The sequence below is a fragment of the Chryseobacterium ginsenosidimutans genome, assembly GCF_039536845.1.
Classification (GTDB): domain Bacteria; phylum Bacteroidota; class Bacteroidia; order Flavobacteriales; family Weeksellaceae; genus Chryseobacterium; species Chryseobacterium ginsenosidimutans_B.
In genome coordinates this window covers 416,564-433,411 of the sequence record NZ_BAAAZJ010000010.1, presented here as the reverse complement: position 1 = coordinate 433,411, position 16,848 = coordinate 416,564, and the positions used below count along the sequence as shown (strand labels likewise).

The window sequence follows — 16,848 nt, the reverse complement described above, 5'->3', positions numbered from 1 at the left end:
CAAAATTATGAATACCTACCAATCTATTTTTGATACACAAAAAGAATTCTTCTATACAGATACCACTAAAACATATGAATGGCGTATAGACCAGCTCGACAGACTTGAAAAAATGCTTACTGAAAATCAGGAAGAATTTTGTCAGGCTTTAAAAACCGATTTTAATAAACCTCCTTTTGAACAGCTTTTTGAAATTACAGTGCCATTAGGCAATATAAAATATTACAAGGAAAATCTGGAAAAATTAATGACTCCGGAGCAGGTTTCAATACCTCAGGGATTAGAAGAAACGGGGAATAAAGGAATTATTTACAAAGAACCTTTCGGGGTAACATTGGTTATCGGTCCTTTCAATGCACCTGTTTTATTGTTGCTGGATCCGGCAATTGCTGCACTGGCAGCAGGAAATCCTGTGATTCTTAAACCTGCCAATACAACACCTACTGTTGCTGCACTTTTTGAAGAGCTTATTCCAAAATATTTTGAAACTGAAGCTGTGAATGTAGTAACGGGTGGGAGGGAACAAATTACAGAATTATTGCAATTGCCATTTGATTTTATCTTTTTTACAGGAAGTTCTGCTGTCGGAAAAGTTATAATGCGCGCTGCCGCTGAAAATCTCACTCCTGTTATTCTGGAACTTGGAGGGCAAAATCCCACTGTTGTAGACGAAACCGCTAATCTTGATATTGCGGCCGACCGTATTATTTGGGGGCATATGGCAATATCCGGTCAATGGTGTATTGCTCCGGGGTATGTCTATGTACACGAAAGTATTGCTGATGAATTTATAGATAAATTAAAAAAGGCAACCATAAAAATGTATGGTGAAGATCCAAGTCAAAGCCCTGATTTTGCAAGGATGATCAGTGAACATGATGCGGAAAGAGTTTCATCCTACATTATTCCCGAAAAAGTAGTGTTGGGAGGACGTTTTAATGTTAAAGACAGATATGTAGAACCAACAATCCTTTATCCGAGTACGTGGGAAGACCCTGCCATGCAGCAGGAGATTTTCGGTCCGGTGTTCCCGGTATTGGTATATAATGACCTAAAAGAAATTGTTGAAATTATTAAACGTAAACCTAAATCTTTGGCAGCTTATTTTTTCAGTAAAAATCAAAAAAATATTGATTATTTTCTGAATGCTGTCTCATTTGGAGGTGGCTGTATCAACCAGACTAATTTACATTGCTGGATAGACAGCCTGCCTTTTGGTGGAGTAGGATATGCTGGAATGGGAAAATATTACGGAAAAGCAGGTTTTGATGCATTGAGCAATACCAAGGCAATGCTTATCGGAAATCCTGATCTTGAATTGGACGTGTTTCCGCCATATGCAGGTAAAGATATTGCTAAAAATCTGAGCGTTTTTGGATAGTAGTTGAATGATGAGTGAATCGATAATTGTTAAATTAGAAAAAAGAAAGTATGAATTATTGCTTTTTGCTTTAGCTCAGCACTTGTTTATAGGTATTTTCCTGACCGATCTTGATTTTTACACACGGGTGATCTGGCCTGTCAATATGTTATTGTTAGGACTGGGAAGCATTTTTATGTTTACAGGAAAACACAGCTGGAGACATTGGTTCCGTAATATTCATTTTATTGTTGTGCTTTTGCTTCCTGTTGGTATACCTTTTTTTAAAGATATACCCTGGTATTTTACCTTTCTCAATATAAATTATGTAATATTTTTTACTTTCCTGTTTTTAGAATTGCTGCGTTTCCTGTTAAGACCGGGATATATCAACAGCGATATCATTTCAGCTTCTGTTTGTGGTTATTTTTTGCTTATAGAAATCTCAACATTTTTACTGCAGACTTTTGAGTATCATAATCCTGATTCTTTTAAAGGGATTGATACTTCTTCTCCTGCTGGTATTTTTATAGATCTGGTATATTTTTGTTCTATAACCTTTACAAGTATTGGCTTTGGAGATATTACTCCCAATACCCATACAACCAAATTAATCACTGCTTTTATCGGTATAGGAGGGCAATTTTATACCGTAGTGCTGGTAGGAATTTTAATCAGCAAATTTTCATCAAAAAATTAATTTTAATATGAATATAAGTTCTCACTATAAGCTTTATCATTTCATTCCTTGGACAAGGGTGAAAATTTATAAAATGCTTATTTTAAGCATTATTCCGACAGTCCTTTTTTATTTTCTGGGATGGAAATGGCTGGCAATTCCCTGGGTTCCAGTGGCATTGCTGGGAACAGCAACGGCTTTCATCTCGGGGTTTAAAAATACACAAACCTACAACAGGATGTGGGAGGCACGTCAGGTATATGGAGCGATTATTAACAACAGCAGAAGTTTTGGGATTTTAATAAAGGATTTTATACGCTCTGAAGACAAGGTTCTTGAAAAACAGCTCCATCAGGAAATTATTTACCGTCATTTTGCATGGCTTACTGCTTTGCGTTTCCAGCTCCGTGAAACAAAAAGCTGGGAAAACATAAAAACAAAAAGCTATAACAAGGAATATCTTGATTATTATAAAGTCCCGGAATGGGAAAGCAGTTTAGATGAAGAATTGAAACCATTTTTATCAGAAGAAGAATACCGATATATTTTATCTACAAAAAACCGTGCAACACAGATCATTGCCTTACAATCTTCACAATTAAGAAAATTAAACGAAGAAGAAAAAATTTCAGGATTTAATTACGGTTTGATAGAAAGTCACCTTAAAGAATTATATGACCAGCAGGGAAAATGCGAACGTATCAAAAACTTTCCTTATCCCAGACAGTTCTCAAGTATCAACTTGTATTTTACCAATGCTTTATGTCTTTTATTACCTCTCGGTTTTATTGGGGAATTTTCTAAAATGACAGAAAAATTCGGCGAAAATATCATTTGGCTTGTCATACCCTTCAGTGTATTGTTGGGTTGGGTATTTTTAGTTTTAGAACAGATAGGCGAAAGTACAGAAAATCCGTTTGAAGGAAATGCCAATGATATTCCCATTACGCAAATCAGCAGGAATATTGAGATCGATCTTCGTGAAATGCTGGGAGAAAAAGAATTACCACCTGCTCTACAAGCAGTCAATAACATTTTAATGTAAAACAGAAATACACAAATTCAGGATAAAAAAACAGAAATTATGAGTATAGAATCCGTTAGAAAATGGTATCCAAAGGCTTTAACGTCTATTGATACTGTTAATCGTTTATTAGATACAATTGAAAAGCATTTAGGGCTAAAACCTGATCAGCTGATGCATGCCGACAGTATGTGCTGTGATGATGTGAATGCCATACAGTATCCTCCAAGAGCTTATGAAATGCTTGGTCCGTTTCATTTGGGCGGGCTGGACGGCTTTCCCTTTGCCGGTATTACAGGAATGAATGCTTTTGCACATCATGTTCCGGAAGATGGAGCCGTAATTATATTTTATGCTCCTCATATCGGAATTACGAAAGATGGAAGCATAGGAGAAATAAGCAGAATAGGGCAGAATAGCAATTCAGCCTGTTGTGGTGCAGCAAAAGGAGCATTGGGAAAACTGGCAGCGGGGCAGATTATAGAAGGGAATATTACTTCACTTGATTTTCAGATGAATACCATCGAACAGATTTTCCTTCACAACAAAGACAGAATATTAAGTGCTGACAATCAAATTTTCGAGGCTACGGAAGTGATGTATGAAGCTATTGACGACAGGATAGAAGTTCTTGTAAAAGAAACGAATTATCCTTGTAAGTATGTAATTCTGGTTGGAGGTATCTTTATTAATGGAGATAAAGATATGGGATCGTTCTGCCAGTACAAAAAGTTCGAATACATTAATCTTGAATCAGGTCAAAGAAAAAGTCTGATGACAGAATATTATGAATAACTAAAGCAATCATTAAAAGATAATTTATTAATTTTTTTGATAAATCACTTTTTTTGAAAATTGAAAAAGAGAGTTAATAGCTCTCTTTTTTTAATTCAACCAAACGATTTTTAATACGTTCAATGGCTAACAGACTTAATGAAACTGAATATTTCAATTATTTATAAAATCTTCGAATGTTGGTTAAGTATATCGTTTCCTCATTACTTTAAAAGAAACAATTATTTGGTCAGGATTTCCATTAAAATCAACAGAGAAATAAGCTTTTTGGAGGATTGATAATCTGGATTAAGCTTTTCACGTATTTCACCTAAGGTCTTGCTTAGTTTGTTGCTGACCGTTTTACTGCTCAATCCAAGCGCTTTTGCTGTTTCTTCAACAGACATGTTTTTCCGGATTCTCATGTCAAAAACTTCTCGTTCGGTAACGGAAAGCTGGGAAACCACCTCATCAATCATCTTAAACAACGCCGAAATGTCATTTTCTTCAAGAATCTCAAAATATTCTGTGTCTGTTATTTCTATCGGAATGTCGGATGCATCAATGCTTATAGTTGCCGAATTTTTTTTAGAACTATTATAAAAATCAATAATCCTGTAATGGAGGTAACGCAACAGATAACCTTTTGCGCTTTCCGATTCGTCGGTCTGTATTGAGTTGGTATCTTCAAGGATTTTAATCCAGAGATTTTGTAAAATTTCTTCTGCAACTTCTTTATTCCTCGTTCTCCCGAAAACAAAACCGTATAGGCTGTCCCAATATCTTTCGTACAGCAGCATGAAAGCAGGCCTGTCTCCTGATTTTATTTTATTCAATAAAGTGTGATCTGTCGGTTTCATAATTACACCGCAAAATTACCTAATGTAAAATTAACTTTTTATGAACTTTCGTCAATCTAACATTAATTATTTCTAAAAGAAAGCACCTCAATATGAAGCTAATGTTGATAAAGTGCCAAAAACTGACGAAAATGTTAACAACTTGATTTTAATATGAATAAGATGTTAAGATTGGCTTGGGGAAGTTTTTAATTTTCGCAGTCTTATCAATAGTAACAGTGAGAATTTAGAACTGAATATTTTTATGAAGAACCTAAAATATAAAAAAGTTGAAGCATTTGTTTTCAGACTTTGGGAGCGGGAAGTTTCCGGAGAAAAGATCTCCCCGAAAGAAACTGAAATTTTGGAAAAATGGAAAATCCACGTTGAAAAAGATTTAAATGAAACCGGTTCTAAAGAATCTAAGGAAAGAATTTTATTCGCTTTAGAGCCTTATTTTGCTCAACCAACAGCGGGTCATCACAATATTGGCTTTAAAAAATATATTTATCAGGTGGCGGCAGTTATTCTGTTATTACTGTCATTCGGAGGAATTTTTACATACTATACTTTCTTTAAACCGGATGTGTATATTGCAGAATCTGTCAACAGGAAAGTTTATCTGGCAGACGGTTCGGTAATAAATTTATTTCCGGGTGCAGAGCTTATGGTAGAAAAATCCTTTCCTGCAGATACCAGGATTGTTGGTCTAAAAGGAGATGCCATATTTTCCGTAGCCAAATCCAAAATACATCCTTTTATTGTAAACGCAGACGGATTCAGTACGAAAGTATTGGGAACGGTTTTTAAAATTTCACAGTCAGGGAATGATAAAGCGGTTGATCTTTATGAAGGTAAGGTAGCTGTTTCATCTGACGGAGTTCCTGTTTATTTTCTTAAACCTCATCAAAAATGGACCAATTTCGGGGTTCCTAGGACGGCAGCTGTTCTTTCAATCTCACCTGAAAAAAATTCCGGCAAAAACGTTTCGGCTTTATTGTCTTTAAGTTTCAATGATGTTTCCCTGGAAGAAGTTGTAGAGGTTTTACAGAAAAATTATCAGATCAGTATTAAATATCCTAAAGAAGTTTCAGGCAAGAAAATAACGGCAGACTTTACAGGAGGCAGTACCGATGAAAATATAGATGCGCTTGCATTCATACTGGATCTGGAAGTAAAAAAGGAGAACAACATCTATATCCTGAAAAAATAAATCAGCAAACATTAAATCAAAAGAATAAACCAGAAAAATTTTAATTAAAAAAAGAGGATGAAAAGTTTGAAGTGTAGTTTTACAATCGCGGCGTTGTTTTTTAGTGTAACAGCAGCAGAGGCACAGGAATTAGTACAAAAAGTATCATTTTCTGTTCCGGCAAGTAGACCGTTGATTGACGTTTTGGAAGATTTTGCAGGTAAAACAGGATCAAGACTGGCTTATTCAAAATCAGATATTAAAGAATTAAAGGTAAAAGATATAAAGTGCGAAAATATTTCCGTGAGCAATTGTCTGAATACTATTACGGCAGGCCTTCCGATTATTTTCCGCCTCCGTGGAGATCTTATTTCAATAAAATATGAAGGCTCGAATGTTTCAGTATTGGGAAACGGACGAATTTCCGGAAAAATCGTTGATGAAGTCGGAAATCTGGTTATTGGCGCTCAAGTAACAATTGCCGGAAAAATATTGGTAACAGATAATAATGGTGATTTTGTAGTGGATCTGCCTTCAGGAACTTATACACTTAGTGTTAAGGCAACAAAGTTCAATCCTTTAAGAGTTGAAAAATTAACTGTAAAAAACAACGAAACGAGTAATATTTCATTTGCGATGAAGCAGGTTTCCGATAAAATAACAAATATTAAAGAGATTGTTATTACAGGGACCCGCAAATCAGATACCCAGGCAGGATTATTGGCCCAACAGAAAAAAGCGGCACAAATGAGTGACGGTATTTCTGCCGAACAGATTTCCAAAACACCAGACAGCGACGTTGGCGGAACATTAAAAAGAGTAACGGGAGTCACAACGATCGATAATAAATATGTGGTTGTCCGCTCAATGGGGGAACGCTGGAACACCGCTGCTATGGACGGGATCAGTCTGCCGAGTACAGAAGCCTATAACCAGAATTTTTCATTTGATATTATCCCGACCTCAATGGTAGAAAGCGTGGTTGTAAGCAAAACGGCGACCCCCGATATGAATGCCAGCTTCGCAGGTGGATATGTGGAAGTAAAGACAAAAGATATTCCCAATGAAAATTTTACGACGGTTACTTTGGGAACTTCTTATAATGATATTTCCACTTTTAAAGAATTTCTGACCCGTCAGCGAGGAAGATATGACTATTTCGGGTATGACGACGGAACAAGGGATTTCCCGATGGGTCTCAAAGCAATAAATTGGGAGAACCCTGAGTTTTTCGAGCAGTCGAAACAGTTTACCAATGATAATTTTACCAATTACGCGACGAAGGCAGATATGGGATCCAATATGCAGTTGGCTTTGGGGAGAACTTTTAAACTTAAAAATAATAATAAATGGGGTTTTGCAGGAGCTTTGGTTGTAAAGAACGAACAAAATAAGCTTCAGATCGATCATACAGGAAGAGGAAACTGGCTGGACACTACACAACTCATCAACGATTGGCAGGAAACCGGAGCTGCACCTGTTAAATTTTATAATTTTAAAAATCAGGGAGCTTCTTATACCTATAATTCCACGGTGGCGGGAATGATGAATTTTGGGTTGCAGTTGGGGAAAAACAGATTTTCATTCCGTAATTCTTATACTCATATTTATGACAATACAGTTACAAGAATTACAGGCTGGAACGAATATTCAGGAGGAAGCGGATTGCCGGGAAATGCAGAGCTAGCCTATAATTATTTTTACAACGGAATCATCCCCAACAACGATCCGGAACAGATAAAAACATTAGACAGACCTTATACTGATAACGCAAATTATCCAATTTATCAGACTCTTTTACAAAATAAGCTGGAAGGAAACCATAAAATAGGAAATATAGACATCGATTGGTTTTTAGCAAGAACAGGTGTAGCATCTGACACCAAAGATTACACACTGCATCAAACCTTTTATAATTTCATTGGAAATGAAACAATAGCGTATCATCAGATAAATAATTCATCCAGTGATTTTGCAAGAGGATATATAGAAAACAGACAGACAGATTACAATTACGGGGCATCCTTCAAATGGAATATGGATGCAGGAAATTTTAAAAATGATATTAAAGTAGGATATGCAGGAGCATCAAAAGCTAATACGAATATTCAGCAGAAATTTTTGTTGAGAACAGATGAAACCAATGGTGCCCCTAAAATTAGAGCACTGGATGGAGCACTTTCTGATTGGCTGGATGGTTCATATTACGTTCCCGGTGGGATAGGATGGCAGACAAGACCGCTTTATAGTGACGAAAAATACGAAGGTGAGGTAGATCAGCACGCAGGATTTATCATGTTTGATAATCGATGGAATAAACTCAGGTTGGTTTGGGGATTAAGAGCGGAATATTTTAGATATAATTTAATTTCTCAGCAGATAGACCCGGATGATCAGCAGAATCTATTCAAAACCGCTGTAGAAGACAAGCCGTGGCAATTTATGCCTTCCGCCAACTTTACCTACAGCCCAACGAATAAAATTAACCTGAGACTGGCATACAACAAAATGGTGATCCGGCCGCAGTTTAACGAAAGAACAGGTTTGCCGTATTTCGATCCCATTGCCAACGGATTGATTCATAACACAGAAATGGTATCATCCATAGTGAATAATTATGATTTTAAGTTGGAATGGTTTCCCGGATTAGGAGAAATATTCTCAGCAGGATTATATTATAAAAACATCGACAAGCCCATTGAAAGGGAAGGAAATATTTCCAACGAAGGAAACCTGCATCTTTACAATGGAAATTCTAAAAACGCAAAACTGAAAGGCTTTGAGGCTGAAGTGAGAAAAAATTTAGGCTTCATAGCAACAGATTCTTTTCTTGAAAAGCTTTTTATCAGCGGAAATTTTACGTTTAACGATACTAAGGTAATTGCTTTTAAAGACAAGACAAAAACGACAGATGCAGACGAAACATATGAGGTGGAAAGACCACTTTACGGGCAGACTCCCTATGCTTATAATCTGGGTCTAATGTATGACGGAGAACGTTTAGGATTAAGCTTTTTATACAACGCAAAAGGCGATCAGTACATCACTGTAGGGTACGGATACAACGGGGAAGAGATACAAAGGCCATATGCCGTTGCGGATGCACAGATTTCGTATAAATTTCTTAGGAACAGGAATTTAGAAGTGAAATTTAATGCAAGAAACCTTTTCAACAGAGTAAAAGAGTTTTACAATAATTACAATTCTTATTCGGTGTCGAAAGGTGGGGCTTCGCAGACAGAAAGGGAAATGCTGGAACTTTTGCCGGGAGCTACCGATAAGTATGATAAAAATATCGATAAGATCCTGTTTCGTGCTTACAGCGGAAGAATATTTGGCTTAAATGTAAACTATACTTTTTAAAACATTATAAAAAATAGAAAAGAGCTCATGGCAACGTACAGGTTCCGGTACCCTGAGATGAATCAAAAATAATACTGATGATGCGCAGCACAGTATGATTCCGAAAAAAACCGATGTTGGTACTTTCCCGAATATCAGCAGAAACAAAACCGGGAACTCTTCACTACAGCTCCTCATGCAATGCAGAGTAACTATTAACCAAATCGCAGAAATACAGAGGCGGGTATTTCTAAATATTAAAAAAACAGTCGGGCTTGAAACAACAAACAAAAGGCCTGATCATCAAAACTTTTAACAATGAGAAAATTAACTTTAATCGCAGCAGCTGCATTATCCCTTACTGCTTGTCAAAATGATTCTTTAGCAGATTCTTCAAATGCTTTTGATATGAAGTCTACTTCTGCGGAATATATTACAGCTGCAGGTCTTCCTGTAACTACTGTGAATGCAGATATTACTTCTAACACTACTTGGAGCGGAGTAATAGAGCTTGATGGTAATATCTCAGTAAGAGATGGTGCCGTACTTACGATCCAACCGGGAACATTCATCAAAGCTAAGCCAAACGCAGCTGGAGAAGGTAGAGGTGTTTTAATCATAACAAAAACAGGTAGAATTAATGCTACAGGTACAGAAACTCAGCCTATTATCTTTACAAGCTACAGATTATTAGATGGTAATGAAGATACTACTGCAGTTCCGGGAGATTTCGGAGGAGTAATGTTATTAGGTGATGCTCCTACAAATGTACCTACAACAACTGTTGTTGAAGGGCTTCCTCAGAATTCTCAATTCTATTTCGGAGGTACGAATTCTGGTCATACTGCCGGAACAATGAAATATGTTCGTATTGAGTTCGCAGGTTACGATTTCGTAGGTGCTAACTCCGGTAACGAAATTAACGGATTAACAGTTGCCGGTGTTGGAAGTGGTACTACTTTGGATCATATCCAGGTTTCTTACGGTCAGGATGATTCTTTTGAATTCTTCGGAGGTACTGTAAACGCTACAAACTTAGTGTCTTTTGCAGCTGAAGATGATAATTTCGACTTCGACAACGGATATACAGGTACAATTACTTGTGCTCTTGCCTTAGCAGACTTAAATTCATCACACACGGTAAGCGGTGGAGTTTCTGATACAAACGGTATTGAGCTTGATAACAATGCCGGAGGTACATCTACTGCATTGCTTACTCACCCTGTTATCAACAATCTTACAATCGTTGGAACGCGTACTAATTCTACTTTATCTTCGCCACTTTCAGGACCTGTTTATGAAAACGGTATCCACATCAGAAGAAATGGTAGATTAACTTTAAATGACGCTGTAATTACAGGATATCCTACAGGAATTAAAGTAGAAGGTTCAGGTTCTGAATTATCTTCTGCATCTACGTACAGTTCAATTAAAGTACATGGGTTTACAACTTCTGTTACAGGTTTAGGTACTGCAGGAATTCCTGCTGCGAACTTAGTGGTTTCGGCAACTGCTGATGCTTTCGGAATGTCTCAGCCATTCTTTAACAATGGAGGATGGAATGTGTCACCAAGAAACTGTGGAGATTTCCAGGGTACTTGGACAAAATATGATTTCTCAATTGTAGAATAATCTTACTTAAGATGCAGGGATGGTAACATTGCCATTCCTGCTTTTATTTCAAACTAAAATTTTAATAATTGGTATTATGAAAAAATTAATTTTATTTTCTATTCTGTTTTTATCAAAAGCAATATTTGCACAATTTCCTGTATGGAGCAATTCTTTTGATACACCGGCTTCTTTACAGGGATGGACTTTCCATGACCTGAACAGTAACGGAAACGGATGGGTTCAGGGACAGAATATTTACCACAACGGAACTGCTTTAGCGTATGGAAATGCAGGGGTTCTCCGTCATTCTATTAATTTGGTTCCTTCAGGTAATGCAACCAGTTTTGGAACAGAAAACGATTGGATCATTTCACCCGAGATCGATCTTACAAATGCGGGCGGAACCATTACACTGGCGGGCTATATCGGGAGACAAAGATCTACCCATACAAGTGTAAGCAGAGATATCTATATTTTCGTGAGCACTCCTCAAAAGCAGGTGCCCGAGCTGTCTGATTTCCAGCAACTGGCAACCGATGCACAAAATGCGGGCGGAGCAACCTATAAATTCAGTGCTACCACGACAACGTTGCCGTCTGATCTTACCCAATTCGCTGAATCTCTGGTCAATATTTCGGCTTTTGCAGGAAAAAAGATCTACATCGGCTTATGGTCAAACAGAATAACATCCGGTGGAGCAGCAAATTCTCAGAATATCAATATTGATGAGATCGCTATTTTTTCATCAGTATTAAAAACAAATGATGTAAAATCAGTTAAGAACTTAACCAAAATAATGGAAAATCCTGTAACAAATTCTTTACAGTTACAGCTTAATCCTGGTTTAAAAGAAAATACAACAACAGTTACTGTTTATAATTTGGCAGGACAAAAAGTTGTGATGACCAAATATTCAAAAAATATTAATGTAACTGCATTATCAACAGGGACTTATATTGCTGAGGTTTCCGATGGAAACACAACAGAAAGATTGAAATTTATCAAGAAATAATTTTTCTTAAAATAAACACTGATTTTGAAAAATAACCATGAAAACTTTTTATATAATAATAGGTTTTTAAACTTAAAATTATTATTCAGAAACATATCCAAATGAGTTTTTATAATTTAATTGCCCTGCTCTGGGGTAGGGCAGTTTTTAAGTTAAATTTTATAATTTAAATAATATCGATGAAAAATATCATAGCACTGCTACTGTTTACCATACTTTTTTCCTGTACCGATAATAATATGATGCAGCCGTACGACAAAGCGCAAAAAGCCGCTGAAATCAATGTGAAAGGCTATTCCAATCCGGATGTGTTGCAATTGAGGCTTAACGGCTCTCCGGTTGCTATCAACGGGAATACCTCTTATACGAATAAAATAGAAACTCAGATCAATTTTGTGCTCGATGAGGGTGAAACCAATGAGCTTGGGATTTACAATACTCAGACAGGAGCTCAAATTGTAAAATATACGATCAACTACAGTAATTTTAATGATTATAAAAACCTTAGTTTTTTCAATCTTCCCGGAATTTTCCTGAAAACTTATGCCGTAAAACCACAAGTGAACCTTGGAAAAGTAGGATTTGAATTTATTTTTCCGAATCTGGGCGAATTTTCGGGGGCACCACTTACAGGGGTTAAAGGTGTCCTGAAAAGGGAAAACGGGGTTGTACTGGCAGAATTTGACAATATTGGAAAAGACAATTTTACGACGGTAAAAATCTATAATTTTTTCAGTGCTACAGCTCCGGTTTATTTAGAATTGTACAAGCCGGGCACTACCGAACCTTATACGGGATCCAATCCAATTCAGGTTAAGATAAAGCAGGATATTGGAGCTAATATGATTGTTATTCAGGAGAAAATGGAGAATGGAGTATGGGTAGTAAAAGGAGATATAGACGTTGCCGATTATCTATAAAATAATGAAAAAAATAAACAGTTTTTTTAAATATCACTTATTGCTGATTATTTTAATTGGTATTACTATCATTTCATGCAGGGATGCAGATGATGGCTTACCGGATTTCCCGGAAGGAAGCACGGAATCCAAGAATCTCTGGGTTCAGGACAGTATGAGACGATATTACTATTGGGCAGATCAGATGCCTGCAAAACCAGATTATCATCTTCCGGTAAAAGATTTTTTTAAAAGTTTATTATCACCACAAGACCGTTTTTCTTATATTGTTGACACTAATGATTCTTCCACCTATCCACGTTCTGTTCGGGGGATGTATGGTTTTGACTATACGGTTTTACAGCTCGCAAACGGCGAAATAGTTACCGTTATAAAGCTTGTCCTTACCAATTCTCCGGCCATGAATGCAGGGTTAAAAAGGGGAATGATGATTAAAAAAATAAACGGAACAGCGATTACCGCTTCCAATGCAGAGCAGTTAACGTCTTCACTTCCTAATCAAACGGTTATTGATCTTACGGTTGGAGACTGGCAGAATAATACGGTTGTTAACGAAAAAAACATCACCATATATTACGGATATTCTCTTGAACAGCCTATTAACTCTAAGATTTTTGAACAAGCCGGTAAAAAAACGGGCTACCTCTACATTTATGATTTTCCCGACGGGATGACACAGACTTTGAATCAGAAATTCAGTGAGTTTAAAGTCGCCGGAATTCAGGAATTAATCCTCGATCTTCGTTACAATTACGGTGGATCGGTTTCATCAGCTGCTGCTTTATGCTCGTTAATTCCTTCCGGAATATCAGCCGGTTCACAATTTATAACGTTTAAAGGAAATAAAAACGGGGGAGAAGTAAAGCGTACATTTTCACAACAGATTGCGTACGATCCCAATGCACTTGATTTTAATACCCTTCATGCCAATTCATTAGGTTTAAATAAAATATATATTCTTACTTCCGGCAGTACAGCTTCAGCTTCGGAAATTGTTATTAATAATTTAAAACCTTATATACAGGTTGTCCAGATTGGAGAAAAAACGTTGGGAAAAGATATGGCGGGCTTTGCGATTGAAGACAAACGGAAGCCTAAAAAGATTTCGTGGCAGATTCATCCGGTTATTTATAAAGTTTTCAATGCGAATGGTGAAGGAGGGTACAGCAACGGGATTGCGCCACATATTTTGGTGGATGAGTATAGTTCATTACCTCTTTTACCCCTCGGCGATTCTTCGGAAACCCTTCTTTCATCGGCTTTACATAAGATTTATTCAAAATCATCCAACGGTGGATCAATTTCAGGTCAGAAGGTGAAAATTTTATTTCAGAGTGATAATCCTTTTGCGGGAATTGCAAGATAAGTTTTAATTAAAATGCAGGGAATAGAGCCTAAAATTCATAACAGCCTGACAGAGCGTATGGATTCTTACCGTTATTTAATTGAGAAAATGGAAGAACATGATGCTGAGTCTTTTGAAATCATATCACGGGCTTCTGAGTTACAGGATCTGTATGAAAATTATATAAGCAACAAAAAGAAACTGGAGAAAAGTATAAAAGATTACAAACAGTTTCATGATGATTTGCGTAAGATGCTAACTGCGAAATTGCGCAAATTAAAAAGGAAATCATAGAAATAATGAATAAACGGAACAGGTAGATTTTATAGATGAGGTTTCTTTTAATCTAAAATCAAATTTTTAAAGTTAAACAATTATATTTTCTTCATTCATTATCACGATAAAAAATAGGCAGAAAAAACGAAAAATGAAATTTCTGTTTTAGTAGGAAAAGCAATACCGTTTGAATGTATGTTCTGGAAATATAAATCAGTAATTCAGAATTTCTACAAAATCAGGCATCATCTTTACCTGATAATTAATAGAATATGGTTACTTTTTGTACATATCTCATTCGTGGTTTATTATTTTTTATTTTGATTTTCAGTTGTTTAAAAATAGATGCCCAATCAAAAAACACATTGTCTTATTTTCTCGAAACAGCAAAAACGAACAGTCCGGTTTTGAACGATTTCAATAATCAGGTAATTTCAAGCCGAATCGATAGTTTAAAGTTAAGATCAACTTACGGATTCATTGTTACAGGCGAAGGAACTGCGGGATATTCCCCCAATATAAAAGGTTGGGGATACGACAACGCTCTGACAAACGGACAATCTCTTTTTGCTGGTGTAAGAATTGTCAAAGAATTTATCAGCCGTAATAATCTTACTACTCGTCTTGCTGGAATTAATGCAAGTATATCTCAGATTTTAGCACAGAAAAATATAAGTCTTCAAACGCTTAATAAACAGATTACCGATCAATATATTACGACTTACGCGAGTCAGCAGCAATATAATGTAAGCAAGGAAATTATTTATTTGCTGAATCAGGAAGATATTATTTTAAAAAAATTAACACAAGCTGCAGTTTTCAAGCAAACGGATTATCTAACTTTTAAAGTGACGCTTCAGCAAAACGAATTGACGTTACAACAACAAAAAGCTGATTGGCAGAACAATTATGCTTTACTCAATTACTTGTCTGGAATTGTAGATGATACTTTCGAGCCTGTTGAAGCTCCCTCTTTTCAGGAAATTCTTATTCCCGTTTCTTTTAACAAAAGTATGTATCAAAAAGCATTTCAGGCAGATAGTTTAAAACTTGCCAATGATGCCAAAGTCATCCAATATGATTATAAACCAAAAATCACGGCATTTTCGGATAGCGGTTATCAGTCTTCATTTATAGCAATTCCTTATAAAAATTTTGGATTGAGTGTCGGAGTTGGAGTTACAATTCCGATTTATGATGGTCATCAGAAAAAAATGTTGTTGCAGCAAAATCAATTATCTCTTCAAACCCGTCAGAAATATCTTGAGCAAACCCAAAGACAATATCAACAGATGATTTTCCAGATTAACAGTCAGATTGAGCAGTATAATAAGATAATTAATACCGCCAATGAACAAACGACTTATGCCAAAACTTTGGTCGAAGCCAATGCCAAACAGCTTCCGACGGGAGATGTAAGAATGGTGGATTTTATTCTGTCAATCAATAATTTATTGAGTCTTAAAGGAAATATTATTCAGTACAACACAACATTATTCAGCCTGAAAAACCAATTGCAATATTTAATCATTCAATAATTATGAAAAAAATAATATCACTCATCATAGTCTCTCTTATTGTTTTCAGTTGTAATAAAAATGAAGAAAATGCTCCTGCAGATACATCTACAACAGATGCAAAACCCAAAACATTGGTTACGGTAGCATATCCGTCTGATACGGCACAACTCAACAATACAATAACACTGAATGCAACGGCAGCTTATCTGTTAAAATCTGATGTAAAAGCCAACAGCACAGGTTATATCACAAAAATGACCATCAAACTGGCAGACCGTGTCGGAAAGGGTTCGGTACTTTTCGGATTGCAGACCAAAGAAGCAAGAGCGTTGGGAAATACCATCAATAAATTAGATAAATCTTTCCGTTTCTACGGAGTAACGACAGTAACGAGTCCTGCAACAGGTTATGTTGCAATGCTCAATCATCAAATAGGAGATTATGTACAGGATGGGGAAGTTTTGGCAACGATTACTGATGCAAGCAGTTTTGGTTTTGTAGTTGATGTTCCTTATGAATATCTTCAAATTATAAAAAGTAAAGGTTCTTTACCGATTACTTTGCCCGACAATACAGTTTTGCAGGGAAGAATTGCAAAAGTAATGCCTTCTGTTGATGCCACTTCTCAAACCGTAAAAGTGTTATTACAAGTCCCCACTAACAATATTCCGGAGAATCTGATTGGGACGATTAGCTTTTCCAAAACTTCCGCTTATGGACTTTCTGTGCCTAAAATGGCAGTTTTGAGTGATGAAACTCAGTCTTCTTTTTGGGTGATGAAATTAATCAATGATGCGACAGCCGTAAAAACAGACATCACAAAAGGGGTGGAAACGGATAAATATATTCAGATAAAATCCGGCAATTTGACAACGAAAGACAGAGTGATTGTCTCAGGAAATTTCGGATTGAGTGATACTGCAGCTGTGAAAATACAAAAGCCTTAAGTTT

The 16,848-nt window shown here is 36.3% G+C and carries 14 protein-coding genes; 13 read left to right on the top strand and 1 reads right to left on the bottom strand.

Annotated elements, in window-relative coordinates:
- Positions 1–7: 7 nt before the first annotated feature.
- The 4 genes from ABD745_RS13895 to ABD745_RS13880 are packed head-to-tail and all read left to right on the top strand — an operon-like array spanning position 8 to position 3,858.
- The gene (locus tag ABD745_RS13895) at positions 8–1,381 is read left to right on the top strand and encodes an aldehyde dehydrogenase family protein (RefSeq protein WP_344830967.1); all 1,374 of its coding nucleotides are present in this window, start codon (positions 8–10) and stop codon (positions 1,379–1,381) included.
- A gap of 10 nt (positions 1,382–1,391) precedes the next feature.
- Entirely contained in the window at positions 1,392–2,060 is a 669-nt protein-coding gene (locus tag ABD745_RS13890) for a potassium channel family protein (RefSeq protein WP_344830964.1), read from the top strand.
- 7 nt (positions 2,061–2,067) lie between these two features.
- Positions 2,068–3,084: a bestrophin family protein gene (locus ABD745_RS13885; RefSeq protein WP_344830961.1), complete on the top strand. Its 1,017-nt coding sequence runs from the start codon at positions 2,068–2,070 to the stop codon at positions 3,082–3,084.
- 39 nt (positions 3,085–3,123) lie between these two features.
- Positions 3,124–3,858 carry a hypothetical protein gene (locus tag ABD745_RS13880; protein ID WP_344830957.1) on the top strand — a complete coding sequence of 245 codons (735 nt, stop codon included), beginning with the start codon at positions 3,124–3,126 and terminating at the stop codon, positions 3,856–3,858.
- A 221-nt stretch (positions 3,859–4,079) separates the two neighbouring features.
- Here ABD745_RS13880 and ABD745_RS13875 read toward each other — a convergent pair whose 3' ends face one another.
- The gene (locus tag ABD745_RS13875; RefSeq protein ID WP_344830954.1) at positions 4,080–4,697 is read right to left on the bottom strand and encodes an RNA polymerase sigma factor; all 618 of its coding nucleotides are present in this window, start codon (positions 4,695–4,697) and stop codon (positions 4,080–4,082) included.
- A gap of 244 nt (positions 4,698–4,941) precedes the next feature.
- Between ABD745_RS13875 and ABD745_RS13870 the strand changes: the two genes are divergently transcribed.
- The 9 genes from ABD745_RS13870 (at position 4,942) to ABD745_RS13830 (ending at position 16,844) form a co-directional block, all read left to right on the top strand.
- Complete coding sequence (locus ABD745_RS13870) at positions 4,942–5,889, top strand: FecR family protein (protein WP_344830949.1); 948 nt, start codon at positions 4,942–4,944, stop codon at positions 5,887–5,889.
- Positions 5,890–5,946: 57 nt separating this feature from the next.
- Positions 5,947–9,231, top strand: coding sequence for a TonB-dependent receptor (locus tag ABD745_RS13865; protein ID WP_344830946.1), 3,285 nt, complete (start codon positions 5,947–5,949; stop codon positions 9,229–9,231).
- Between the two features lie 297 nt (positions 9,232–9,528).
- Entirely contained in the window at positions 9,529–10,842 is a 1,314-nt protein-coding gene (locus ABD745_RS13860) for a hypothetical protein (RefSeq protein ID WP_344830943.1), read from the top strand.
- 76 nt (positions 10,843–10,918) lie between these two features.
- The gene (locus ABD745_RS13855; protein WP_344830938.1) at positions 10,919–11,836 is read left to right on the top strand and encodes a T9SS-dependent choice-of-anchor J family protein; all 918 of its coding nucleotides are present in this window, start codon (positions 10,919–10,921) and stop codon (positions 11,834–11,836) included.
- A gap of 179 nt (positions 11,837–12,015) precedes the next feature.
- Positions 12,016–12,756: a hypothetical protein gene (locus ABD745_RS13850; protein WP_344830936.1), complete on the top strand. Its 741-nt coding sequence runs from the start codon at positions 12,016–12,018 to the stop codon at positions 12,754–12,756.
- Positions 12,757–12,760: 4 nt separating this feature from the next.
- Positions 12,761–14,122 carry a S41 family peptidase gene (locus ABD745_RS13845; protein WP_344830935.1) on the top strand — a complete coding sequence of 454 codons (1,362 nt, stop codon included), beginning with the start codon at positions 12,761–12,763 and terminating at the stop codon, positions 14,120–14,122.
- A gap of 12 nt (positions 14,123–14,134) precedes the next feature.
- A complete protein-coding gene (locus tag ABD745_RS13840; protein ID WP_344830934.1) occupies positions 14,135–14,395 on the top strand; it encodes a hypothetical protein in 261 nt (86 codons plus the stop codon).
- 347 nt (positions 14,396–14,742) lie between these two features.
- Complete coding sequence (locus tag ABD745_RS13835) at positions 14,743–15,915, top strand: TolC family protein (RefSeq protein WP_344830932.1); 1,173 nt, start codon at positions 14,743–14,745, stop codon at positions 15,913–15,915.
- A 2-nt stretch (positions 15,916–15,917) separates the two neighbouring features.
- Entirely contained in the window at positions 15,918–16,844 is a 927-nt protein-coding gene (locus ABD745_RS13830; RefSeq protein ID WP_344830930.1) for an efflux RND transporter periplasmic adaptor subunit, read from the top strand.
- Positions 16,845–16,848 lie beyond the last annotated feature (4 nt).